This is a genomic window from Streptomyces sp. BK022 (assembly GCF_004217355.1).
Classification (GTDB): domain Bacteria; phylum Actinomycetota; class Actinomycetes; order Streptomycetales; family Streptomycetaceae; genus Streptomyces; species Streptomyces griseoluteus.
Genome location: NZ_SHKU01000003.1, coordinates 257017 through 281520 on the forward strand (window position 1 = coordinate 257017; position 24504 = coordinate 281520).

The following is a 24504-nucleotide window of genomic DNA, read 5'->3' on the forward strand; positions in this document are numbered from 1 at the left end:
CGAGGACATGACGAAGATCGTCAACCACTGGATCGGCGGCAAGACCGCCGAGGGCGCGTCGGGCACGTACGGGCCGGTCACCGACCCGGCGACCGGCGAGGTCACCACCAAGGTCGCCTTCGCGTCCGTCGAGGAGGTGGACGCGGCGGTCGCCGCCGCGAAGGACGCCTTCGCGACCTGGGGGCAGTCCTCGCTGGCCCAGCGCACGTCCATCCTGTTCAAATTCCGCGCCCTGCTGGACGGCCACCGCGACGAGATCGCCGCGCTGATCACCGCCGAGCACGGCAAGGTGCACTCCGACGCGCTCGGCGAGGTCGCGCGCGGCCTGGAGATCGTGGACCTGGCCTGCGGGATCACCGTCCAGCTCAAGGGCGAGCTGTCCACCCAGGTCGCCACCGGCGTCGACGTGGCCGCGATCCGGCAGCCGCTCGGCGTGGTCGCGGGCATCACCCCGTTCAACTTCCCGGCGATGGTGCCGATGTGGATGTTCCCCCTCGCCATCGCGTGCGGCAACACCTTCGTGCTCAAGCCCTCGGAGAAGGACCCGTCGGCCGCTCTGAAGCTGGCGGAACTGCTGGCCGAGGCCGGACTGCCGGACGGCGTCCTCAACGTCGTGCACGGTGACAAGGTGGCCGTGGACCGCCTGCTGGAGCACCCGGACGTGAAGGCGGTGTCCTTCGTCGGCTCCACCCCGATCGCCCGCTACATCCACACCACCGCCTCCGCCCACGGCAAGCGCGTCCAGGCCCTCGGCGGCGCCAAGAACCACATGCTGGTGCTCCCCGACGCCGACCTCGACGCGGCGGCGGATGCGGCGGTGAGTGCCGCCTACGGCTCGGCGGGCGAGCGCTGCATGGCCGTCTCCGCGGTCGTGGCCGTCGGCTCCATCGGCGACGAGCTGGTGCAGAAGATCCGCGAGCGCGCCGAGAAGATCAAGATCGGCCCCGGCACCGACCCCACCTCGGAGATGGGCCCGCTGATCACCAAGGTCCACCGGGACAAGGTGGCCTCCTACGTCACCGGCGCCGCCGAGGAGGGCGCCGAGGTCGTGCTCGACGGCACCGGATACACCGTCGAGGGCCACGAGGGGGGCCACTGGATCGGCATCTCCCTGCTCGACAAGGTGCCGACCAGCGCGAAGGCGTACCAGGACGAGATCTTCGGCCCGGTGCTGTCCGTGCTGCGCGTGGACACCTACGAGGACGGCGTCGCCCTCATCAACGCCTCCCCCTACGGCAACGGCACCGCCATCTTCACCCGCGACGGCGGCGCCGCCCGCCGCTTCCAGCTGGAGATCGAGGCCGGCATGGTCGGCGTCAACGTCCCCATCCCGGTCCCCGTCGGCTACCACTCCTTCGGCGGCTGGAAGGACTCCCTCTTCGGCGACCACCACATCTACGGCAACGACGGCACGCACTTCTACACCCGGGGCAAGGTCGTCACCACCCGCTGGCCCGACCCCTCCGACGCCCCGGCGGGCGTCGACCTGGGCTTCCCGCGCAACCACTGAGCCGGCGCCGCTTCGGCGGCCGGGCCCGCCCGCGCCGGGCCCGGCCGCCGAAAACCCTGGGGCGGCGATGTCGGTGGTGCCGCTTATGCTGCCCGGACGATCACCGGGGCCAGGGGAGGGCGCGGCATGTTCGGCAGGCTGACCAGGGGTGGGAAGAGGCCGGAGGCGGACCCGTACGTCCTGCCGGCGCCCCGCAGATTCGGCGTCTACCAGCTGGAGGCGCTCGGGGACACCCGGGTGCGGACCCTGCTGCGGGCGGCCGCAGCGGGGGACTGGGGCGCGGTCAAGGAGGCGCTGACCCCCTTCGACCTCGGCCGGGACCACCAGCTCCTGGACGAACTGGCCGAGGTGGCCGGGGTGCAGGACTGGATCGGCCGGGCCGTCGAGGAGGGCGGGGAACACCGCGCGACGGCCCTGCTGATATCCGGGGCGCGCCACGTCGTCTGGGGCTGGGAGGCGCGCACCAGGTATACGGCCCAACACGTCTCACCGGCACAGTGGCGGGTCTTCCACGAGCGGCTGCGCATCGCCGAGGAACACCTCCTGGAGGCCGCCGAGCTGCGCCCCGAGTGGATCACCCCGTGGCGCCCTCTGCTGAAGTCCGGCCGTGGCATGTCCCTGGGCGACGACATCAACCGGGCCCGGCGCGACGCCGCCCTGCGCCGCGACCCGCTGGACCTGGAGACGCACTACGAGTGGGTGACGTTCCGGCAGCCGCGATGGAGCGGGAAGCCGGGCCAGGCCCTGGCGTTCGCGCGCGAGGCGTTCCACAACGCGCCGGAGGGGCATCGTCTCGGCTGCGTGCTCGCCATGGCGCACATCGAGGACTGGGTGGAGCTGGGCGTCAGCGGCTCCCTCCGCGACTGGCACATCCAGACCGAACTGCGGGACGCGGCCAAGCACAGCATCCTCCACCCGGCCTACGAGCGGCGCCGGGGCTGGCAGGAGGACTTCAACGTCTTCGCCATGGCTCTCGCGCTGTCCGGCGAGAGCATCGTGGCCCCGCGCGTCTACTACGAGCTGCGCCGTGCGTACACCCGGTGGCCGTGGCGGTACGTGAACCACCCCGAGAAGCTGTACGCCAGCCTCCGGAGCCGGACCTGAGAGGGCCGGCCCCTCCTCGTCGCCGCCGTTCCGCGCGCACCCACCCCCGCCGTCGTCCCCCGACGACCACACCCCGGACTCCGTGATGACCCTGCCCGACACCTCCATGCCCCCGGCCGGCACCGACCGCACCTTCCAGGTGGACCTGCGCGGCCTCGTCGACCTCCTCTCGCACCACCTCTACTCCAGCCCCCGCGTCTACCTGCGGGAACTCCTGCAGAACGCCGTGGACGCCCTGACCGCCCGGTACACCCATGAACCCCGCGCCGCCCAAGGCGACTTCGGCATCCGGCTGTACGCCGACGGCTCCTGCGTACGCGTCGAGGACGACGGCGTCGGTCTCACCGAGGCCGATGTGCACAGCTTCCTCGCCACGATCGGCCGCAGCAGCAAGCGCGCGGACCGCATCGCCGAGCAACGCGGCGACTTCATCGGCCAGTTCGGTATCGGGCTGCTCTCCTGCTTCCTGGTCGCGGACGAGATCCACGTACTGAGCCGGTCCGCCCGCACCCCCGGCGAGCCGGCCGTGGAGTGGCGGGGGCGGGGCGACGGCAGCTACACCGTCCGCACCCTGCCCGCCTCCGCCCGCGCCCACCCCGGCACCACCGTCACGCTGACCCCGCGCACCGACGCGGCCGAGTGGACCACCCCGGCTCAGGTGCGCGAGCTGGCACGGCACTTCGGCTCCCTGCTGCGCCACCCGGTGACCTTCGACGACGGCCGGTCCGGTCCGGCGCCCGTCAACCCCGAGCCCGCGCCCTGGGCCCGTACCCACCCCACGCCGGGGGCCCGGTCCCGCGCGCTGGCCGCGTACGGCGAGGACGTCCTCGGGTTCACCCCCCTGGACACCATCGAGCTGGACCTGCCCGCGGTCGGGCTGAAGGGCATCGCGTGCGTCCTGCCGGACACTGTGCCCGCCGGGCGCCGTCACGGCCACCGCGTGCACGTCAAGGGCATGCTGCTGTCCGAGCGGGCCGAGGAGATCCTGCCCGAGTGGGCGTTCTTCGTCCGCTGCGTGGTCGACGCCGAGAGCCTGCGCCCGACGGCGTCCCGCGAGGCCCTGTACGAGGACGACACGCTCGCCGCCATCCGTGACGCCCTCGCCGAGCGGCTGCGCGCGTGGCTCGCCAAGACCGCCGCCAGCGATCCCGACCTGCTCGGCCGCTTCCTCCGGGTGCACCACCTGGCCGTGAAGTCGCTCGCGGTGCACGACGACGAGATCCTGCGGATGCTGCTGCCCTGGCTGCCGTTCGAAACCACCGACGGGCACGCCACCCTCGACGAGTTCGCCCGCGCCCACCGCACCGTGCTCGTCACCTCCAGCGTGGAGGAGTTCCGGCAGGTCGCCGCGATCGCCTCGGCCGCCGGACTCGGCGTCGTCAACGGCGGCTACACCTACGACCGCGAACTGGTGCACCGGCTGCCCGAGATCAGGCCCGAGGTCACGGTGGCCGACCTCGACCCGGCCACCCTCACCGCCCACCTGGACACCGTGGACCGGGAGACGGAGCTGGCCGCCGCGGCCTACCTCGCCCAGGCCCGCGACGCCCTCGCCGTCTTCGACTGCGACGTGGCGCTGCGCACCTTCCAGCCCGCCTCCGCCCCCGCCCTGCTGGTCGACAGCCGCGAGGCACGGCACGAGCGCACCCGCTCCCAGCTGGCCCGCGAGCAGGAAGGCGGCCTGTGGGGCGACATCCTCGGCCACCTGCGCCAGGAGGCCCCGCGCGCCCAGCTCATCCTCAACCAGCTCAACCCGCTGGTCCGCACCGCCGTCACCATCGGCGAACCCGAACTCGCCCGCACCAGCGCCGAAGCCCTCTACGGCCAGGCCGCGATGCTGTCCCGGCGTCCGCTCAGGCCGGCCGAGTCGAGCCTGATCAACCGCTCCTTCCTCGACCTTCTCGCCCACGCCCTGCGCAAGGACCGCTGACGATGCCGACCGCACCCCGGACCACCGACGAGCTGTACCAGGCGCTCCGCGAGAACGACGGGCGCCCCTACGGACGTACCCGCACCGTAGCCGCCGAGGAACTCGCCGAGTCCGCCGAGCAGTTCGGCGACCCCAGGCTGCTCGCCGTGACCCTGATGGGCCTCCAGGAGGCGTACGCCTACGGGGCCGAGCCCCGGAAGTCGCCCGTCGTCTTCGCCCGCCTCCTCGCCCTCTACGACGAACAGCCCGACGTCTTCGACGCCTCACTGCGCCACTCGCTGTTCTGGCGCTTCAAGTGGGTGGGCAACGCCCTGCGCGCGATCCCCGAGATCCCGCTGACCGCCCTGCGCCAGTGGCTCGCGGAGATGCGCGAGCGGTACGAGAAGGCCGAGCTCGGCCTCCAGCCGTACTACGGGCAGTCGTTCCAGCTCGCCGCCCACACCGGGGAGGGCACCGACCTCGCCTACGAACTCTGGGCGAGCCGCACCCGTACCCCGCTCAGCGACTGCGAGGCGTGCGAGATCTGCGAGCGGGCCCGCCACCACCTCGCGGCGGGCGACGACGAGCGGGCGCTGGCCGTCTGGGAGCCCGTTCTGGCCGGCAAGGAGTCCTGCCAGGAGGAACCCGCCCGCTCCGTCTCGTACGCGCTGCTGCCCCTGCTGCGCACCGGCCGCGCCGACCGGGCCCGTGAACTCCACCTCACCGGGTACCGCGCCTGCCGCCGCAACCCCTCGATGTCCGGCGAGACCGGCCGGCACCTGGAGTTCTGCGCGCTCACCGGCAACGAGGCGCGCGGCCTGGAGCTCCTCGCCGAGAACCGGAACCTGTTCGAGGAGGTGGACTCGCCGCTGGACCAGTACGACTTCCTCACCGGCGTCGAAGTCCTCCTCCAGCGCGTCGAGGCCCTCGGCCACGGCGGGCTGCCCGCCGCCGGACCCTCCGGCCGCACCTGGACGGCGACCGCCCTGCGCGCAGAGGTGCGCGCCCGCGCCGACGACCTCGCCGCCCGCTTCGACGCCCGCAACGGCACCACCGCCCACACCGACCGCCGCCGCGCCCGCCTGGACCGCGCCCCGCTCCTGGAGACACTCGAACTCACCCTGCGCACCCGCGCCCTCGACGACGTGGCCCCGGCCGCGCCCGTCGCGGTACCCACGGCGAACCTCCCGGAGTCGCTGCCCGCGCTCATCCGGCGGGCGCGGGAGCTGGAACGGCAGGGGCACCCGGACGACGCGGCCCACTGGACCCGGCTGCGCGCCCTCGTGGCCGCCCCCGGCTACACGCACCCCGACGACCCCGACGTGGGCCCGCTCGCCCGGCTCCGCGCCGACCTGCTGTCCGACGAGGCGAACCAGGCGGCCGAGGACCGGTACGAGGCCGCCGCGGCCCTCATGGACGAGGCCGCCGCGCTCTACGACGCGGCGGGGGAAGCGGGCGCCGCGGCCGTTTCCCGGGCCGGTGCCCTGGTCGCCCGTGCCGAGACCGCTCCGGAGGAGGCCACCGACGCGACCGGGACGAAGGTCACCGCGCTGACCGCCGCCCACGCGGCGATCGTCCGCCTGCAGGAGGAGACGCCCGGCCTCGCGCCCTACCAGGAGGCCCGGCTGCTGCGGTTGCGGGCGACCGCGCTCGCCCTGCGGTTCCAGGCGTCGCGGGAGGAGGAGCACAGCGCTCCGGTCCTCGCCGAGGCGGACCTGCTGCACGCGTTCGCCACCCGGCACGACCTCGCCGGCCAGATCTCCGGCGCCCTGATGATGCGGGCCAGCACCCACGCCCTCGCCGGGGACCTGCCCGGCGCGATCAGCGAACTCGACGCCCTCCTGGAGCGGCTCAGGGCGCACGGACCCTCCTGGCACCTGCCCCGCGCCCTCGGCCTGCGCGGCCGGGTCCAGCTCGGGCTCCGGGACGCCCGCGCCGCCCGCGAGAGCCTGACCGAGGCTCTGCGGCTGGCCGCCGAACAGCCCGCCGCCCGCTCGGGCACCGCCCGGCTCCACGCCGACCTGGCCCAGGCGTGCCTCCGCCTCGGCGAGCCCGACGAGGCACTGCGTCTCCTGACCCGCTCGGCCGAGCTGGACCTCCGCGACGGCAAGCGCGTGGAGGCGTTCTGCACCTACACCGACGTGGCCCACCTCAGCCTGGACCTCGGTCGCGAGGAGGACTGCATAGCCCTGCTCGACTCCCTCCTCGCCGAACCCGACGTCGCCGGCGGGAAGGTGGACGACCGGCTGGTGGCCCAGCTCCGCCTGGCCCGCGCCCGCGCGTTCCGCGCGGCGGACGACCTCGGGGCCGCCACGGCGGAGTTCGCCGCGCTCGCCGCCGAATCGGCGGGGTGGGACGACGACCCGGGCAGCCACGCCATGATCGCCGCCGAGACGGCCGTACTCCTCGCCGGGTCGGGCGAGTTCCCCCGGGCCCGCGAGGCCGTGGACCAGGCGCTCGCCGCCCACGCCCGCGCCCCGCGCCACGACCGGATCAGCGGTGCCCTGCGCGAACTCGCCCGCCTCCAGGCCGAGCGGCAGGGTCCCGACGGCCTGGCCGACGCCCTCGACCTGCTCGCCGACGCGGGCCGGATCGCCGACGAGGCCCGTGCCGCCGGCCACCAGGCCCAGGCCCACTCCCTGGACGCCGCCCTGGCCTACGAGTACGGCCGGGTCAACACCTACGCCGGCGAGTACGAGGCCGCGGTGACCGCCCTGGAGAAGGCGCTCGACCTGCTCGGCGAGCCGGGGCCGGATGCGGAGACCGCCGCCCAGTGGGCCGAGTGCGTCCGGTTCGCGGCCGCCGTGGAGGGGCTCCACCAGGAGCGCCGCCACGACGCCCGCGCCCGCCTCACCGCGGCGATCACCCTCCTGACCGCCGCCGGGCACACCGAGGAGACCGGGGACCTGGTGCGGCTGGAGGACCGGCTGAGCAGGCACACGTAAGCGGGAACGCCCTCTCGACCGGGCCCGAAGGCGGCTTCCGTCGCCTTCGGGCCCGTCTTTTTTCGGCCACGGCCTGCGGTTCCCGTACGGGCGAGGAGGGCGCGGGCGCTTGCGAGATGGTGCTGTTTCGGTCGCCAACGGCCCGTCAGAGCTGCGGATTTCGTAGGCCGGCACCCATTGACGTGGTGGTTTTCGTCGGTGTTCCATGCAGCGCCGGGAGCGAGACGTACGACACACCGCGAGCCGCCGGAGGCGATACCGCTCCCGCCCGAGTCCTCACCGCACGAGTCGATCGGACGCCGCATGACCGACACGCTCCGCCACGCCGAGCCAGCCCACGCCGCAGAGACCGGTGACGGGCGGCGGAAACTCAAGCGTTCCATCGGCGTCGTCGGCGGCACCCTGCTGACGCTCTCCTGCGTGACGCCCGCCTCCACCCTGTTCGTGGTCGTCCCGGACCTCTTCGGCACCCTCGGCACCGCGACCGCGCTCACCATCGCCATCGGCTCCGTGCTCTGTATCGCGGTGGCGTTCTGCTACGCCGAGCTGGGCACTCTCATCCCGAGCGCGGGCGGCGAGTACGCCATGGTCTCCACCCTCGCCGGGCGCCTCGCGGGCTGGCTGGTGTTCGTGCTGTCGCTGCTGGTCGTGGTGATCGTGCCGCCCGTCATCGCCATGGGCACCGCCGACTACATAGCCCCGCTCGTGCACGTGGACCCCGCCCTCACCGGCGCCGGGGTCATGCTGCTCGCCACCCTCGCCGGGCTGCTCGACCTGCGCGCCAACGCCTGGATCACCGGTGTCTTCCTGGTCCTGGAGGTGATCGCGGCGGCCGTCGTCGCGGTGCTCGGCTTCTCCCACGCCCACCGGGGTGCCGGGAGCCTGATCTCCATGGAGGTGGCCGGAGCCCACGGCGGCACCGACCCCGTCACCGCCGCACTCGTCGTCTCCGGACTCGCCATCGCCCTCTTCGTCACCCAGGGCTTCTCGACCGCCGTCTACCTCTCCGAGGAACTGGAGCACCCGCGCCGGGATGTGGCCCGCACCGTGCTCGCCACCCTCGCCATCTCCACCGTGATCATCCTGGTGCCGGTCGCCGCCATCACCATGGGCGCCACCGACCTGAAGGACCTGACCGGCGGCGACCTCAGCGCGATGGTGACGGCCTGGTCCAGCACGGCCGTCGGTACGTTCGTCAGCCTGTGCGTCGCCCTCGCCATCGTCAACGCGGGCATCGTGATGGTCATCCAGAACTCCCGCGTCCTGTTCGCCTCCGCCCGCGACAAGGCGTGGCCCGGCCCGGTCAACAACCTGCTCTCCCGGCTCGGCCGGTTCGGCTCGCCCTGGGTCGCCACCCTCACCGTCGGCATCCCCGGCGCGCTGCTCTGCTTCGTCGACCTGGACACCCTGTACGGCGTCACCGGGGTCTCCGTCACCGCCATGTACCTGCTCGTCGCCGTCGCCGCCCTGCTGGGCCGCCGCGACAGCCACCGGCACACCCCGGCCTGGCGGATGCCGCTGTGGCCGGCCGTACCCGTGCTGCTCATCGCCGTCCTCGGCTACGTCCTCGTCCAGCAGGACCCCGTCTACCTGCTCCTGACCGGCGGGATCACCGCCGCGGCCACCCTGTACTGGGCGCTGTACCTGCGGCCCCGCCGCGACACCCACTGGCTGGTCTCGCTCCCCGAGGACACCCGGAGCTGACCCGGCACCCCTCCCTACCGCGCCCGCAGTACGCCCGCCCGGACCCGTACTCCCGAAGGAGGGGCGGGGGTTCAGCCCGGCGGGGCCGTCCGGCGGGGAGGGCGGCCCGTACCGTTGGGTCATGGATCTCCGAGTGCCCCGGCTGCTGAAGAAGCCCCGGCGGGCCGCCGCCGCGCTGGGGGCCGCCGTACTGCTGGCCGCCACCGGCACGTGGACCGCGACCGCGTCCGACACGCCCCGCCCGCACCGCACCGACCAGGTCCTGACCATGGCGGACGGCACCCGCGTGGACACCTCCTACTTCACCTCGGGGGGCGGCGGCCGGCGCCCCGCCGCCCTCCTGGCCCACGGCTTCGGCGGCAGCAAGGACGACCTGCGCGCCCAGGCCGAGGACCTCGCCGGTCACGGGTACGCCGTACTCACCTGGTCCGCCCGGGGGTTCGGCCGCTCGACGGGCAGGATCGGGCTCAACGACCCGGCGCACGAGGTCGCCGACGTCTCCCGCCTCCTCGACTGGCTGGCCAAGAGGCCCGAGGTCCGCCTCGACAAGCCCGGCGACCCGCGCGTCGGCATCGCGGGCGGTTCGTACGGCGGGGCGATCTCCCTGCTGGCGGCCGGAAACGACCCGCGCGTCGACGCCATCGCGCCCGCCGTCACCTACTGGGACCTCGCCGACGCCCTGTTCCCGAACGGCGTGTTCAAGCGGCTGTGGACCGGCGTCTTCTTCAACTCCGCCGGCGGCTGCGGGCGGTTCGAGCCCGAGCTGTGCGCGATGTACCAGCGCGTCGCCCAGTCCGGGGTCCCCGACGCCGACGCCCGGGCCCTGCTCCAGCGCCGCTCACCCGCCGCCGTGGCCGACCGGATCAAGGTCCCCACCCTGCTCTTCCAGGGCCAGACGGACTCCCTGTTCACCCTCGCCCAGTCCGATGCCGCCGAGCGCGCGATCCGGGCCAACGGCGCCCCCGTCAAGGTCGACTGGGTCGCGGGCGGCCACGACGGAGGAGACCTGGAGACCGGCCGGGTCCAGGGGCGGGTACGGGACTGGTTCGACCACTACCTCAAGGGCGAGCCGGTCGGCACGGGGCCCGCCTTCCGGGTCACCCGCACCGGCGGAGTCGACTCCACCGACGGCAGCACCCGCAGCCGGGGCGCCACCGCCGACGCCTACCCGGGCCTGCGCGGCGACCCCCGCACCGTCCCCCTCACCGGCCGCGCGCAGCGCGTCGCCAACCCGGCCGGCGCCAGTCCGCCCGCCGTATCCGCCCTGCCGGGCCTCGGCGGAGGCGGCCTCGCCCAGCTCTCCGCCCTCGGCACCGGGGTCTCCCTGGACTTCCCCGGCCAGTACGCCAAGTTCGACGCGCCGCCGCAGCGCACCGCCCTCCGTATCACCGGCACCCCGACGGCCCGCGTCCACGTGCGGTCCACCAGCGCCGACGTGGTCCTCTTCGCCAAGCTCTACGACGTCGGCCCGGGCGGCGGCCAGGTACTCCCCGGCCAGCTCGTCACCCCGATCCGGATCACCGGCGCCAAGGCGGGCAAGGACGTCACCGTCACCCTCCCGCCCGTCGACCACGAGGTGCAGCAGGGCCACCGCCTCCGCCTGGTCCTCGCCACCACCGACCTCGGCTACGCCTCACCCACCGCCCCCGCGACCTACACGGTCTCCCTCACGGGGCCGCTGAGCGTGCCCACGGCCCCCGCCGTCACCACGGCGGCCACCGCGCTGCCCTCCTGGGTCTGGTGGCTCCCCCTCGCGGGCGCCGCGGCGGCCCTCGCCCTCCTCCTCACCGCCCGCCGCCGCACCACGGCCCCCGCACCCGACCCGGAACTGGCCGAAGTCCCGCTCGTCATCACCGGCTTGAGCAAGCGCTACGCCAAGTCGTCGGACAGATACGCCGTACGCGACCTCGCCTTCCGCGTGGAGAAGGGCCAGGTACTCGGACTGCTCGGCCCCAACGGCGCGGGCAAGACCACCACCCTGCGCATGCTGATGGGCCTCATCCGGCCCGACGGCGGCGAGATCCGCGTCTTCGGCCACGCCGTCCGCCCCGGCGCCCCCGTCCTCTCCCGCGTCGGCGCCTTCGTCGAGGGCGCCGGATTCCTGCCCCACCTCACCGGCCGGGAGAACCTGGAGCTGTACTGGCGGGCCACCGGCCGTCCGGCTGAGGACGCCCGTCTCGCGGAGGCCCTGGAGATCGCCGGCCTCGGCGACGCCCTGGCCCGCGCGGTACGCACCTACTCCCAGGGCATGCGCCAGCGCCTGGCCATCGCCCAGGCCATGCTGGGCCTGCCCGACCTGCTGATCCTGGACGAGCCCACCAACGGCCTGGACCCGCCGCAGATCCGCGAGATGCGCGAGGTGCTGATCCGGTACGCGGCCGCCGGACGCACCGTCATCGTCTCCAGCCACCTCCTGGCCGAGGTCGAGCAGTCCTGCACCCACCTGGTCGTCATGGACCGGGGCCGGCTGGTCCAGGCGGGCCCGGTCCGGGAGATCGTCGGCTCCGGCGACACCCTGCTGGTCGGCACCGGCATCCCCCTCGCCGACCCGGTCGTGGACAAGGTGGCCGCCCTGGACGGCGTCGCCTCCGCCGTACGGACCGAGGACGCACTGCTGATCCGCCTCGAACCCGGCAACACCGCCGCCGCACTCGTCGTGGACCTGGTCCGGCTGGAGGTGCCCGTGCTCTCCGTCGGCCCGCACCGGCGTCTGGAGGACGCCTTCCTCACCCTGATCGGAGGCTCCGCGTGAGCACGCTCACCGAGACCGCGGAGACGGCACCCGGCTACCGCGCCTCGCGCACCCTGCCCGTACGCGTGGAGCTCGTCCGCCAGCTCGGGCGGCGCCGCACGCTGGTCATGGGCGCCGTCCTGGCCGCGTTGCCGCTGATCCTGCTGGCCGCGTTCGCGATCGGCGGTGACCCGGCCGGGCGGGGGCGCAGGATCTCCCTGATGGACACGGCCACCGCGTCCGGCGCCAACTTCGCCGCCGTCAGCCTCTTCGTCTCGGCCGGCTTCCTGCTGGTCGTCCCGGTCGCCCTGTTCTGCGGGGACACGGTCGCCTCGGAGGCCGGCTGGTCCTCGCTGCGCTATCTGCTGGCGGCGCCGGTGCCGAGGGCCCGGCTGCTCCTGTCCAAGCTCGCGGTGGCGCTCGGCATGAGCCTGGCCGCGATGATCCTGCTGCCCACGGTGGCCCTCGCGGTGGGCACGGCCGCGTACGGCTGGGGCCCGCTGCTCGTGCCGACCGGCGGGGCGGTGGAGGCGGGAACGGCGGTCGGGCGGCTGGCCGTGGTGGTGCTGTACCTCTTCGTCTCGCAACTGGTCACCGCCGGGCTGGCGTTCTGGCTCTCCACCCGGACCGACGCCCCGCTCGGCGCGGTGGGCGGCGCGGTCGGGCTGACCATCGTCGGGAACGTGCTGGACGCGGTGACGGCGCTCGGCGACTGGCGGGATTTCCTGCCCGCGCACTGGCAGTTCGCCTGGGCCGACCTCCTCCAGCCGCACGCGGAGTGGGCCGGCATGGCCCAGGGCGCCTCGGTCTCGGTCACCTACGCCCTGGTCCTCTTCGCCCTGGCCTTCCGGGGCTTCGCCCGCAAGGACATCGTGTCCTGACGGGAGCCCGTACACACGGCGGCGGCCCACCGGTCGGAACCGGTGGGCCGCCGCTGCGGGGGGCTCGATCAGCCGTTGCCGGCACCGTTGCCGGACAGCGCGGAGATGTCGTCCAGGATGTGCGACAGCGGCTCGTCGCCCTTGGCCTGGGTCGAGTTCTCGACGCACTGCTGGTTCTGCGGCGAGGACAGGACGGGGATGTCCTGGATGCCGACGTTGATCAGGGCCACCAGGGACTGGGCGTTGAGCTTCGCCGGCAGGCCGATGCAGGGCTTGTTCAGCGAACCCTGGACCAGAGCCAGCTGCGGGCTCATGTTGCCGTAGGTGGCCGAGTTGCCGAACGACTGCGAGGCGCCGTTGCCGCTGAACGACGTGGTGCCGTGGTCGTCACCGATGGCCAGGGCCTGCGGGGCGGCAGCGCCCGCGAGGCCGGCGACGGAGGCGGCGACGGCCGCGGTTGCCCACAGCTTCTTCATGTTGGTTCCCTTCGAAAGGCGGACTCCGGGGAGGAGCTGCGTGATCGTCAACGGGGAAGCGGGCGCCGGGGTTGCGGTCTTTGACCCTATCGGGGCAGCGCAGTCCGATGAGTGCACAAACGCCCCCCGGCTCGGCCGCCCCCTGAAACACCGACGGGCCGCCGAAGATGTCGGCGGCCCGCGGGGTCGGGCCCCGCGCGGGGCCCGTGAGCGTACGGCGGCTCAGTTGTTGCCGGCGCCGTTGCCGGAGAGCGCGGAGATGTCGTCCAGGATGTGCGACAGCGGCTCGTCGCCCTTGGCCTGGGTCGAGTTCTCGACGCACTGCTGGTTCTGCGGCGAGGACAGGATCGGGATGTCCTGCACGCCGACGTTGAGCAGGGCCACCAGGGACTGGGCGTTGACCTTCGCGGGCAGGCCGATGCAGGGCTTGTTGAGCGAGCCCTGGATGAGCGCCATCTGCGGGCTCATGTTGCCGTACGTCGCGGAGTTGCCGAACGCCTGGGAGGCGCCGTTGCCGCTGAACGACGTCGTACCGGTGTCGTTGCCGATGGCCAGGGCCGGCGACGCGGCGGCGGCGGAGACGCCGGCAACGGACGCGGCGACCGCGGCGGCGGCCAGAACCTTCTTGATCACTTGCGATTCCCTTCTGGAGAAACCCCGTCCATCGGAGTGCCCGGCACAACTGCCGGGCCGGGGACGGAGTTGCTCCCGTTCACTCCAACGGCCGACAGGGCGCGCGGGAAAACGGCCGCGCGCCTCGGCGAGGACGTCGTCTCCTCCGCGCACCGGAAGCGATCCGATCGGGTGACTTACCGCAACCAATCGGCGTCCCCCGGGTTGATGTCTCCGCAGGAACGACCGTCTGGCGAGCAGCCAGGAAAGCATCTGGCGAGCAGCCAGGAAAGGAAAGCGAAATGCTGAAGAAGGCAATGGCCGCGGCGGCGGTCGCCGCGTCCTTCGTGGGCGTGTCGGCGGCGGCGGCCCCTCAGGCGCTTGCCATCGGCAACGACACGGGCACCACGTCGTTCAGCGGCAACGGCGCCACCGAGGCGTTCGGCAACAACGTGACCAACGGCGACCTCAGCCCGCAGGCCACACTGGTGCAGAGCTCCGTGAACAAGCTCTGCGTCGGCCTGCCGGTCAAGGCGAACGTCCAGTCGGTGCTGGCCCTGATCAACGTCGGTGTCCAGGACATCCCCGTCCTGTCCTCGCCCCAGAACCAGCAGTGCGCCGAGAACTCCACCCAGGCGAAGAACGACGAGCCGCTGTCGCACCTCGTCGACGACGTCTCCGTCCTCGCGGGCAACGGCGTCGCCAACAACTGACGCAGGCGCGAGCGCTTCAGGAAAACCGCCCGGCAGCACGTATTTCCCGTGCCGCCGGGCGGTTTTCTCTGTCCGTTTCCAGGCCCTCCGGGTTGCTCCATGCTGTCAATTCCCTGGGGGCGTTCGAGTGAATTGGCAGGCGACGCGCGTTCCATAGTTTCTTCCGCCGTCTATTCCTCGTTCTACAGCCTGCCGGTCATGGTGCGAGCCGTTCAAGTTGTGCTCGCTCGGTTTCGGCCGTCACAAGGCATGACCGCAGAGAAGGGAAAGACCATGAAGAAGAGCGCTGCTGTCGTCGCCGGCGCCATCCTGGCTCTGGGTGGGGCGGCTCCCGCCTTCGCCGACGCCGGTGCCGAGGGTGCCGCGGTCGGTTCGCCGGGCGTGCTGTCCGGCAACGTGATCCAGGTCCCGATCCACATCCCCGTCAACGTCTGTGGCAACTCCATCGACGTGATCGGCCTGCTGAACCCGGCGTTCGGCAACGCCTGCGTCAACGACTGACGCGCATAACGCAAGGCACCAGCCCCACGGCTGCGTTCAGGCCGGCCCCGGACCGTTGATCCAATGTGAATCTGCGTTCCGGGGCCGGCCTTCCCACTTCTTCGAGCAGGAAGACCACGAGATTGCGACAGACCCTGAGCAAGGGCATGGTCGTGGCCGCCGCCGCGACGGGTGTGCTGTCCTTGTACGTCAGTCAGGCGCTCGCCGATTCGGGAGCGCACGGAGCCGCACAGGGCTCTCACGGCGCGCTGTCCGGCAACACCCTCAAGGTGCCGGTGCACGTCCCGGTCGACATCTGCGGGCACTCCGTCGATGTGGCGGCCGCGCTGAACCCGGCCGTCGGCCGCGCCTGCGTCAAGGACGCCCTCCCCAAGGCGCCCCGCACCACCGCGCCGTCGTCCTACGGTGACGACGACGAACCGAGCACCCCGGTCAAGACCCCGCCCGCGTACGGCGCCGAGGAGACCAAGCCGGCCTCGTACGGGGACGACGAGACCACCCCGCCCCCGTCCTACGGCCACGACGAGCCGAGCGCCCCGGTCACCACCGCGCCCGCCTCGTACGGCGACGACGACGAGACGACACCGCCCCCCGCGTACGGCCACGACGAGGAGACGACGTCTCCGCCGTCGTACGGCCACGACGAGGAGACGACCCGTCCGCCCTCGTACGGCGATGACGAGACGACGCCCCCGCCCTACGGCGGCGAGCAGACCACTCCGCCTCCCTACGGTGGTGAAGAAACGTCTCCTCCCCCCTACGGCGGCGAGCAGACCACCCCTCCGCCCTATGGGGGCAACGAGACCACTCCGCCTCCCTACGGTGGTGAAGAAACGTCTCCTCCGCCCTATGGCGGCCACGAGACCACTCCGCCTCCGTACGGCGGTGAGGAGAGCACGCCTCCTCCCGGCGGACACACCACGCCCCCGCCCGGAGGTCACACGACACCGCCTCCCGGCGGGCACACCACGCCCCCTCCGGGAGGGCACACCACTCCGCCTCCCGGTGGGCACACGACACCGCCTCCCGGTGGGCACACCACTCCGCCCACCCTTCCGCACACCGGTAACAACTCGCGCATGTTGTGGGCGACTTCGGGCGCCGGTGCCGTGCTGATCGCCGCCGGAGTCCTGCTGTTCCGGCGCGGCCGGACGATGTCCCGGCACCGCTGACCACCGGGTGCCGGACCCGAGCGCCCGGCACCCAGAGGTGACGGCGCCGTACCGCCACGGCGCCGTACGCATCCTTTCCGGCCGTGCCCCCTCCGGCTGCTCGCCACGCCGACGGGCCGGGAGCGGCCAGCCGGGCGGCCCCGCGCGGATAACTCCGGCGGGGCCTTCGCCGTTCACCCACGTGGGGGCCGAGGCCACCCGCAAGCCGTAACCGCGCTGGCGAGCTCCCGGTGCGTGTGACTGGGTGTCAGTACAGGCGCTGTTCACGGCGCGAGGGCAGGGCCGGGCGGAGGGAGGGGCCGGGATGGCTCCACAGTGGCGCAGGACCCGGCGGGGGCGGCTGTCCCTCCTCGCCGCGGCGATCGGCGTGTCGGTGGCCCTGGCCGCCCCCGGCGTCGCCGCCGGACCGCACCGGACGGCGCCCGGACCGGCCCCGGCCCCCACCGCGACCCCGGCGCCCCCGCCCGTCAACCGGGGACCCGACTTCGGGGCGTTCCTCGACTCCGGCCCCCTGGGGATCGCCCGGATTCCCGCCCTCGCCAACTGGCTCGGCGGCGCCGAGCTGAAGGTCGCGCACACCTATCTGCCGGGCGGACAGTGGCGGGACATCGAGGGCTCGCCGGGCTTCCTGGACCCGTGGGCGCACTGGCGGCGCGACAAGGCCGACCGCACCCTCGTCCTCAACGTGCCGATGCAGGAGCGCAACGAGGAACACCTCTCCGACGCCCAGGTACGGCTGCTGCTGAGGCAGGCCGCCGCCGGACAGTTCGACGGGCACTTCCGCGCGCTCGCCGAGAAGCTGGTCAAGCTCGGCGTGCCGGACACGGTGCTGGTGCTCGGCTGGGAGATGAACGGCATCACCTACACCCACCGCTGCGGGCCCGACCCCGAGGCGTGGAAGGCGTACTGGAACCGGATCGTCGCCACCATGCGCGCCGTGCCGGGACAGAGGTTCCGCTTCGACTTCACCCCCAGCAGGGGCCGGGACGCCGTGCCCTGGACCGAGTGCTACCCCGGTGACGGCACCGTCGACATCATCGGCATGGACTCCTACGACCAGCCGGCCGGGATGCCCTTCGACGAGCAGATCACCGAGCCCTACGGCCTCCAGGCCCACGTCGACTTCGCCAAGGCGCACGGCAAGCCGGTCTCGTACCCGGAGTGGGGGCTGTTCCGCAACGGCGACAACCCCGAGTACATGCGGCGGATGCTCGCCTGGATGGACGAGCACCGCCCGCTGTACAACACCCTCACCGACTACTGCCCGCACGGCGTCTGGCAGTGCCCGGCCAACCCGAGCGCGGCGAAGGTGTACCGGCAGACGCTGTACGGGCGCACGGGACTGACCACGCCTACCCCGACGCCGACGCCGACGCCGACGCCGACCCCGACCCCGACGCCGACCCCTACGGTCACGTCTACGCCGACCCCTACACCGACCCCGGTGACCCTGACCCCCGAGCCCACCCCCACCCCCACCTCCGGGACGAAGACCCCCGCCGACTGCTCGGAACTGGCGATGGGGAACTGGGTGGAGTTCTGGCTCGGTGGCCGGGTCTGCCTCCGCTTCGACCGGCTGCCGGGCGCCCGCTAACCGGGCCGGCGCTCGCCGAGGCGGGCCAGGGCCGCCTTGCCCCGGCGGCGGGCCGCCGCGTCGGACAGCGCGGCCGACAGCAGCGGCGCGGTGCGGCGCCGGGCCAGCAGCAGCCGCCCGCTGGGCGCCGGGTCGGGGCGCCAGTGGTGCTTGTACGGCTCGTCGCCGCGCATCAGGCTCAGCGCGCCGTGGGAGCCCTCGGCGGTGTGCGCGGCACAGGCGTCCAGCAGCATGACGGCGACGTCCGCCTTGCGTTCGCGCAGCGAGGGATGGGCGCCGTAGAGGTAGCCGCCCGCGAGGCTCGGGGAGAGCAGCGTGAGGTCGACGGCGACGACCTCCTCGCCGATGCGGAACTCGGTGACGACCGCGTCCCCGGAGCGGACCATCGGCTCCACCGCGCGCACCAGGTGCTCCCTGAAGCGGGGCCGCAGATGCTCGGGCGTCACCTTCCGGCCCTGCCACTGGAGCCGGTGCAGCTCCAGCAGCCGGGCCACCGCGGCCTCCGCCTCACCGGGACCGGCCGTGCGCCGGGCCACCCCGAGCGCGGACAGCTTGCGCAGCTTGGCCCGTACCCGCTGGGCCTTGTGGGACGGCAGCCGGGTGAGCAGCTCGTCCATCGGCACCGGGGGCAGCTCCAGGCACAGGGAGTCCGGCACGCGTCGGCGCGGTCCCGGCCAGCGGTCGTAGACCCGCTCCGCGGCGCCGCCGGGGCGTACCTCGCGCAGGTCGATCAGGGCGGTGCGGGCGGCCGTCCACAGGGCGTCGGTCAGGGCGGCGAGGGCGCGGCCGTCGTCGGCGTCGTCGAGCAGGACGTCACCGTAGTCGGAGACCGTGCCGCCCAGCGGGACCAGCGCGGGGAAGGCACGCCGGGTGAAGGTGAGGGGAGCGGCGGCGACCAGGTCCCGGCCCGAGCGCACCAGCAGGACGCGGAGCCTGCCGGGCCTGCCGTACGACTGCCACCAGGAGTGCAGCCAGGCATGGCTCTGGAACGGGGTCGCGGTGGCGCAGCGCCGGTGCAGGCGGCCCCAGGCGGGGGCGAGGGCCGCGAACGCCGTCTCGTCGGTGAGGAGCTGGGTGGTGAGCGCGGGACGCGCGCAGGTTGCCGGGCGCGCCGCGTACGTCGCCGTCACAGCCGGCCGCGGGCGTCGGCGGCGAAGGCCGGGCCGGGCAGCGGGGCCGCGAGCGCGGCCTCGGTCTCCTCCCGGCGTCCCGGCCGGACCAGCAGGGCGAGCCCGCCGAGCAGCCCGCCCGCACCCGCGCCGACCAGGGTGGTCACCCCGGCCGACGCCGAGGACGGCTCGGTCGGCCGGACCGCGCGGGAGAACTGGAGCAGCTCGACGTGCGTGGCCTTCCTGCTCGCGTCGGCCTGCCGGGTGAGCGCGGCGGCGACCGCGTTGGCCATGGCGGCGGCCCGCGCGGGCTGCCCGGAGGTGGCGGAGACGGCGACCATCGGGGCGTCCGGCGAGGTGGCCGTACGCACACTCTCGGCCAGGGTGCTCACCGGCACCCCGGCCCGCGCCTGCGCCTCGGCGAGCACGGCGGGCTGGGTGGCGACCCTGCCGTACGCCTGCGCGAAGCCGAGCGCGGAGGAGGTGTCCGAGCGCTCGGCGGGGACGGCGATGACATAGCTGGTCGCCGTGTAGGCGGGAGCCTTGAGCAGGCCGTACCCGCCGCCGATCAGCCCGCCCGCGACGACCCCGGCGGCCACCAGCGACCAGGGCGGCAGGGAGCGGGAGCCCGGCAGGCGGCCGGCGCGACGGCGCCGGGTGGGATTCTCGGTCATGAGGGGCTGCCTCCGTTAAGGGTGTCGGGGCGAGGGGACCGTACGGGTGAGCGCCGAGGTGTAGACGTCCATCAGCCGGGCGGCGCTGCGGGTGATGCAGTAGTGACGGGCCGCCTCCGGGACCGTGCGCGGACCCGGCCCGGCGGCGCGGACCCCGGCGAGCGCGGCGGCGTACGCGTCGGCTCCGCCGCGTACCCGCACGGCGCCTGGCGCGGCCTCGGGCGGGAGGTCCTCCACGGCCGGGCAGGAGGCGTAGCGCACGGGGAGGCCGGCCGCGAGCGCCTCGACGACGGCCAGCCCGAACGCCTCCTCCGGGGAGGGGGCGGCGAGCACGTCCATCGCCGAGGTCAGCGTGGGCAGGTCGGGTCCGGCCGTACCGTCGGGGAGGCCGGGGACCTCGCCGGTGAAGAGCACCCGGTCCGAGACCCCGGCCGCGGCGGCGGCGCGGCGGAGGGCGCCTTCTTCGGGACCGCCTCCGGCCAGCAGGAGCCGGCAGTCGGGTGTCAGCCGGGCGAGAGCCCCGATCAGGACGTCGAACCGCTTGGCCGGAGCCAGCCGTCCGACGCCACCGATCACGAACGCCTCGTCGGGGATGCCCAGTCGGGCGCGGACGCGCGCCCGCCGCTCCGGGTCGAAGCGGAAGGGCTCCAGGTCGATGCCGTTGGGGACGACCGCGATACGCGGCTCCGGTACACCCCAGCGGGCCAGCCGGGCGGCGACCGTGGGCGAGACGGCGACCGTGGAGCGGCCCAGGCGTTCCCCGGCCAGATACAGCGCGCGTACACCCGAGTTGAGCGGGCGCCCCTCCATCTGGGAGTCACCCAGGGAGTGCTCGGTGGCGACCACCGCGCGCACGCCCGCGAGCCGGGCCGCCAGCCGGCCGTAGAGACAGGCCCGGTAGAGGTGGGTGTGGACCAGGTCGTAGCGGCCGCGCCGGATCAGCCGGGCCAGCCGGGGCAGTGCGGCCAGGTCGCGGTTGCCGCCCATGGCGAGGTCGGCCACCCGCACCCCGTCGGCCCGCAGACCGGCCGCCACCGGGCCCGGGTTGGTCAGCGTGACCACGTCGCACTCGACGGGCAGATGGCGCAGCAGGAGCCGCAGTTGCTGCTCGGCGCCCCCCACTCCGAGGCCGGTGATGACGTGCAGCGCCCGCATCACAGCCCCGCCACGGGTCGGCGGCGCAGCCGGTGCAGCCGGTACTTCAGGAACAGCCGCACGGCGTTGTCGTTCTGCCCCACATGCACGCGGGGCAGCGCGTGCGGGCCGCTCAGTTCGCCGGGGTCGATGGCGCAGGCGTAGCCGTAACCGGCCTGCCGTACGGCCTCGGCCACCCGCCCGTCGACCGTGCCGTACGGGTAGCAGAAGCCCTGGACCGGGGCGCCGGTCAGCTCGGTCAACAGGGCCCGGCTGTCACTGACCTCGGCGTGCAGGACGGTGTCGTCGGCGCGGGTGAGGTCGACGTGGGTCAGGCCGTGGGAGCCGATCTCCACCCCGGCCCGGTGGGCCTCGCGCACGGTGTCGGCGGTCAGCAGGGGCTTGCGCGGGCCGAGCGGGTCCCAGGTGTTCTCGCCGCCGAGCCGGCCGGGCAGCACGAACAGGGTGGCCGTGCACTCCCAGCGGGCCAGCAGCGCCAGCGCGTCGGTGACGAAGTCGGCGTACCCGTCGTCGAAGGTGAGCCCGACCAGGCCGCGCCCGGCGCCCCGCGCGCGGGCGGCCAGCAACTCGCCCACCGACACGCCCCGCAGCCCCCGCCCGCGCAGCCAGCGCAGCTGGCGCTCCAGCCGGGCCGGGGTGACGGTGACGCGGTACGGGTCGTCGGAGCAGTCGCCGACCGAGTGGTACATGGCGATCCACGGGACGGGACCGCCTCCGCCCGGCCGGGGGGAGCCGGTGCGGAGGACGGGCGCGGACTCAACGGAAGACGGCATGAGCGAGCCTTCGGGTGTGGGTGCGTACGGAACGGAGGGCGGGTGCGAAGCCCTGGGCGCCCAGGGCCCAGCCGAGCAGGACGAAGACGGTGACGACGGTGAGGCCCCCGGCGGCGAGCCCCGCGAGCGCCCCCACGGGCAGGCTCGCGGCCCAGGACCCGGCGAGGGCGGCGCCGAGCGCGGCCCCGGCCGGGCGGCTCAGCTCCCGCAGGACGTGCCGGGTGCGGATCGGCACCCCGCGCCGCCTGCCGTGCCGGGGGCCGCGCATGCCGGAGAGCAGCAGCGCGGCGGTGAGGGTGATGCCGGCGGCGTTGGCGGCGGCGATGCCCGTCACGCCCCGGGTGCCGACGGTGGCCGCGCCGATGACGCAGGTGGCGAGCACTCCGGCGGACATGGCGCCGAGCGGGTACCAGGTGGGGCGGCCCGCCGAGAAGTAGGAGCGGACCAGGACGCCGGTGAGCGTCTGGCCGAGCAGGCCGACGGCGTACACCCGCATCACGCCCGCCGTGGCCGCCGTGTCCTGGGCGGTGAACGCGCCGCGCTGGAAGAGGAGGTGGACGATCTGCGGGGCGCAGGCCACGACCGCCGCCGTGCCGAGCAGCACCAGCCCGGAGGCGACCGCGAGGTCCCGTTCCACCCGGACCCGGGCGCGCTCGGTGTCGCCCTCGGCGAGCGCCCGCGCGACCACCGGGAAGGTGATCGTGCAGAGCATCATCGACATGGTCATGGGGATCTGGGCGATCTTCTGGGCGTAGTTCAGGTGCGAGATGGCGCCGGAGGGCAGGCTGGAGGCGAGGAAGCGTTCGATCAGCACCTGGGACTGCCGGCACAGCGCGAACAGCAGCACGGTCGCCATCAGCGGCAGGTTCACCGAGTGCGGCTTGGCGGAGGGCAGCACCGGCGTCGGTCCCGCCGGCCGGCGATTGCGTAACCTGCCGACCAGGAAGGGAAGCTGGGTGAGGACCATCAGCACCCCGCCGGCCGCGACCCCGAAGGCCGCCGACCGCACCCCCCACACCCCGCCGAGCGCGAACATCGCGGTGACGATGCCCGTGTTGTACGCGACGTAGATCGCGGCCGGGGCCAGGAAGCGGCGGTGGGCGCGCAGGGCCGCGCTGAAGTACCCGGCGAGCCCGAAGGTGAGCACGCAGGTCGCGGTGAGCCGGGTGCAGTCCACGGCGAGGGCCGGGTCGGGCAGGCCGGGCGCGAGCACCTGGACGAGCTGCGGAGCGCCGAGCGCGAGCACCGCCCCCACCACGGTGAAGGCCAGCGTCAGCCGGGGCAGCGTCCCCCTGACCAGGGCCCGTACGGGATCTCCCGGAGCGCCCTGGGCACGGCGGGCCAGCGCCATGCTGAACGCCGGGATCAGTGCGAAGGCCAGCCCGTCCTCGATCAGCAGGGTGGCCGCGAACTCGGGCACCGTCCAGGCGACCAGGAAGGCGTCCGTGTCCCGCCCGGCCCCGAACAGCCGGGCCAGCGACTGGTCCCGGACCAGTCCCAGCAGGGCACCGGCGGCGGACAGGGAGGCGGTCAGCAGGGCGGCGCGGGCGAGGAACCGCCGGGTCACCGGGGCGTGTTCTGGCTCGGTCGGCGGAGGCTTCCAGTCCGTCGTCTCCGGTCCCGGAGCGGGCGTCAGCGTCATCGCGCACCCTCCGGGTCCGCGCCCACCAGCGCCCACCACGCCACCAGCCCCAGACACACCGCCGTCAGCACGGTGGAGGGGCCGCCGATGTCGGCGTACACGAAGTCCACGAGCTGCCAGAGCAGCAGGCCGCAGCCGATCAGCGCGCAGTCCAGGCCCCGGCCCGTACGGTGGGCGGCCCGCAGGCCGCGCAGGCCGAGCACCAGCATCGCCAGCCAGCCGCCCGCCAGGCACAGCAGCCCGATCAGGCCCTGTTCGGCGAGGACCAGCAGATACATGTTGTGCGGGGAGAGCAGCGGCTGCCTGCGGAAGCCGACGCCCGCGCCCTCGGTGTCGCTGCCCGAGGACAGCGCCAGCGAGGCGTGCCCGTCCCGGTACTCCGGGAAGCCCTTCAACCCCACGCCGGTCAGCGGGTGTTCGCGCCACATCCCGGTGGCCGCCGCCCACATGGTGTACCGGTCGGTGACCGACTGGTCGGGGGCGTCGGCGACCTTGGTGATGCTGTCGATCCGCTCCTGGAGCATCGCCGTGCCCACCCCGAGCCCGCCCACCAGCACCACCCCGGCCGCAACCACCGCGGCGCCCACCTTGAGCGCCCGGCGGACCCCGGCCAGCAGCAGTTGCGCGGTGAGGGTGACGGCGGTGGCGATCCACGCGCCCCGGCTGAAGGAGAGCGCCAGCGGCACCAGCAGCACCAGCGCGCACCCGGCCGCGATCGCCCGCTCCCGCCCCGGCGCCTTCCCCAGGGCGAGGCCCGTCGCGCACAGCAGCCCGAACGCCACCACGGTGGCCATCCCCATCACGTCGTACGGCCCGAAGGTGCCGACCGCGCGGATCATCCGGCCCTGGTACGAGGCACCGGTGCCGGTGACGTACTGCTGCACGCCGACCGCGCCCTGCCAGAGCGCGAGGCCCACCAGCGCCCAGGCCAGCAGCCGGAAGTCCCGGCGGTCGCGGATCAGGAGGAGCACGGCGGCCGGGACCAGGACGAAGACCTGGAGGTAGCGGCCGAGTCCGGCGACGCCGGCGCCCGGGGAGGCGGCGCCCATCGCGGCGAGCGCCGCACCGGCCACCGGCAGCCCCAGCACCAGCGCGGCCCTGGCGGACAGCGGGCGGGCCCGCTCCCGCAGCAGCCGCACCAGGCAGGCGCCGACGACGAGCGCGGACGCCGCGTCGGCCGGGCCCGCGCCGCCCCCCTCGCTGGAGGAGAGGGGCAGCGCGAGCAGGAAGAGCACGGCGAGCACCGGCAGCACCGGGGACCAGTGCCGGGGGCGGCCGAGCGGCAGCGCGAGGCTCATC

The 24504-nt window shown here is 74.1% G+C and carries 19 protein-coding genes; 11 read left to right on the top strand and 8 right to left on the bottom strand.

Going from position 1 to position 24504, the window contains the following annotated elements:
* Positions 1 to 7: 7 nt before the first annotated feature.
* From mmsA to EV284_RS12700, 7 genes are all read left to right on the top strand, one after another.
* Positions 8 to 1510: a CoA-acylating methylmalonate-semialdehyde dehydrogenase gene (gene mmsA, locus EV284_RS12670; protein ID WP_130333404.1), complete on the top strand. Its 1503-nt coding sequence runs from the start codon at positions 8 to 10 to the stop codon at positions 1508 to 1510.
* 126 nt (positions 1511 to 1636) lie between these two features.
* Positions 1637 to 2614 carry a hypothetical protein gene (locus EV284_RS12675; protein ID WP_130333406.1) on the top strand — a complete coding sequence of 326 codons (978 nt, stop codon included), beginning with the start codon at positions 1637 to 1639 and terminating at the stop codon, positions 2612 to 2614.
* Between the two features lie 85 nt (positions 2615 to 2699).
* On the top strand, positions 2700 to 4544 hold the full coding sequence (locus tag EV284_RS12680) for an HSP90 family protein (protein WP_130333408.1): 1845 nt from the start codon (positions 2700 to 2702) through the stop codon (positions 4542 to 4544).
* A 2-nt stretch (positions 4545 to 4546) separates the two neighbouring features.
* Positions 4547 to 7468 (top strand): hypothetical protein, encoded by a 2922-nt coding sequence (locus tag EV284_RS12685; protein WP_130333410.1) that lies wholly within the window; start codon positions 4547 to 4549, stop codon positions 7466 to 7468.
* Positions 7469 to 7771: 303 nt separating this feature from the next.
* Positions 7772 to 9172, top strand: coding sequence for an APC family permease (locus EV284_RS12690; protein ID WP_130333412.1), 1401 nt, complete (start codon positions 7772 to 7774; stop codon positions 9170 to 9172).
* A gap of 121 nt (positions 9173 to 9293) precedes the next feature.
* Complete coding sequence (locus EV284_RS12695; RefSeq protein WP_130333414.1) at positions 9294 to 11924, top strand: alpha/beta fold hydrolase; 2631 nt, start codon at positions 9294 to 9296, stop codon at positions 11922 to 11924.
* Positions 11921 to 12784 (top strand): ABC transporter permease, encoded by an 864-nt coding sequence (locus EV284_RS12700; protein WP_130333416.1) that lies wholly within the window; start codon positions 11921 to 11923, stop codon positions 12782 to 12784. The genes EV284_RS12695 and EV284_RS12700 overlap by 4 nt, the downstream gene beginning before the upstream one ends.
* Positions 12785 to 12852: 68 nt before the next feature.
* Here the strand turns inward: EV284_RS12700 and EV284_RS12705 are convergent, their stop codons facing one another.
* On the bottom strand, positions 12853 to 13260 hold the full coding sequence (locus EV284_RS12705; RefSeq protein ID WP_086694836.1) for a rodlin: 408 nt from the start codon (positions 13258 to 13260) through the stop codon (positions 12853 to 12855).
* A gap of 222 nt (positions 13261 to 13482) precedes the next feature.
* Positions 13483 to 13893 (bottom strand): rodlin, encoded by a 411-nt coding sequence (locus EV284_RS12710; protein ID WP_130333418.1) that lies wholly within the window; start codon positions 13891 to 13893, stop codon positions 13483 to 13485.
* A 281-nt stretch (positions 13894 to 14174) separates the two neighbouring features.
* Between EV284_RS12710 and EV284_RS12715 the strand changes: the two genes are divergently transcribed.
* The 4 genes from EV284_RS12715 to EV284_RS12730 all read left to right on the top strand — a co-directional run bounded on the left by EV284_RS12715 (position 14175) and on the right by EV284_RS12730 (position 17852).
* Positions 14175 to 14585 (top strand): rodlin, encoded by a 411-nt coding sequence (locus EV284_RS12715; RefSeq protein WP_130333420.1) that lies wholly within the window; start codon positions 14175 to 14177, stop codon positions 14583 to 14585.
* A 273-nt stretch (positions 14586 to 14858) separates the two neighbouring features.
* Complete coding sequence (gene chpD / locus EV284_RS12720) at positions 14859 to 15086, top strand: chaplin ChpD (protein WP_130333422.1); 228 nt, start codon at positions 14859 to 14861, stop codon at positions 15084 to 15086.
* Between the two features lie 122 nt (positions 15087 to 15208).
* Complete coding sequence (locus EV284_RS12725) at positions 15209 to 16258, top strand: chaplin family protein (RefSeq protein ID WP_130333424.1); 1050 nt, start codon at positions 15209 to 15211, stop codon at positions 16256 to 16258.
* Positions 16259 to 16562: 304 nt separating this feature from the next.
* Positions 16563 to 17852 carry a glycosyl hydrolase gene (locus EV284_RS12730; protein ID WP_130333426.1) on the top strand — a complete coding sequence of 430 codons (1290 nt, stop codon included), beginning with the start codon at positions 16563 to 16565 and terminating at the stop codon, positions 17850 to 17852.
* On the opposite strand, the gene EV284_RS12735 is transcribed toward EV284_RS12730, so the two are convergent.
* From EV284_RS12735 to EV284_RS12760, 6 genes are read right to left on the bottom strand one after another with little or no spacing between them, the layout of a single operon-like run.
* Entirely contained in the window at positions 17849 to 18982 is a 1134-nt protein-coding gene (locus tag EV284_RS12735; RefSeq protein WP_130333428.1) for a GNAT family N-acetyltransferase, read from the bottom strand. The genes EV284_RS12730 and EV284_RS12735 overlap by 4 nt on opposite strands.
* Positions 18979 to 19635, bottom strand: coding sequence for a lipopolysaccharide biosynthesis protein (locus EV284_RS12740; RefSeq protein WP_130333430.1), 657 nt, complete (start codon positions 19633 to 19635; stop codon positions 18979 to 18981). Before EV284_RS12740 ends, EV284_RS12735 begins: the two co-directional genes overlap by 4 nt.
* A 15-nt stretch (positions 19636 to 19650) precedes the next feature.
* Positions 19651 to 20790, bottom strand: coding sequence for a glycosyltransferase (locus EV284_RS12745; RefSeq protein ID WP_130333432.1), 1140 nt, complete (start codon positions 20788 to 20790; stop codon positions 19651 to 19653).
* A complete protein-coding gene (locus tag EV284_RS12750; protein ID WP_130333434.1) occupies positions 20790 to 21563 on the bottom strand; it encodes a polysaccharide deacetylase family protein in 774 nt (257 codons plus the stop codon). Before EV284_RS12750 ends, EV284_RS12745 begins: the two co-directional genes overlap by 1 nt.
* Positions 21547 to 23205 carry a lipid II flippase MurJ gene (locus tag EV284_RS12755; RefSeq protein ID WP_130333436.1) on the bottom strand — a complete coding sequence of 553 codons (1659 nt, stop codon included), beginning with the start codon at positions 23203 to 23205 and terminating at the stop codon, positions 21547 to 21549. The genes EV284_RS12750 and EV284_RS12755 overlap by 17 nt, the downstream gene beginning before the upstream one ends.
* Complete coding sequence (locus tag EV284_RS12760; RefSeq protein WP_130333438.1) at positions 23202 to 24503, bottom strand: O-antigen ligase family protein; 1302 nt, start codon at positions 24501 to 24503, stop codon at positions 23202 to 23204. The genes EV284_RS12755 and EV284_RS12760 overlap by 4 nt, the downstream gene beginning before the upstream one ends.
* Position 24504: the final 1 nt, after the last annotated feature.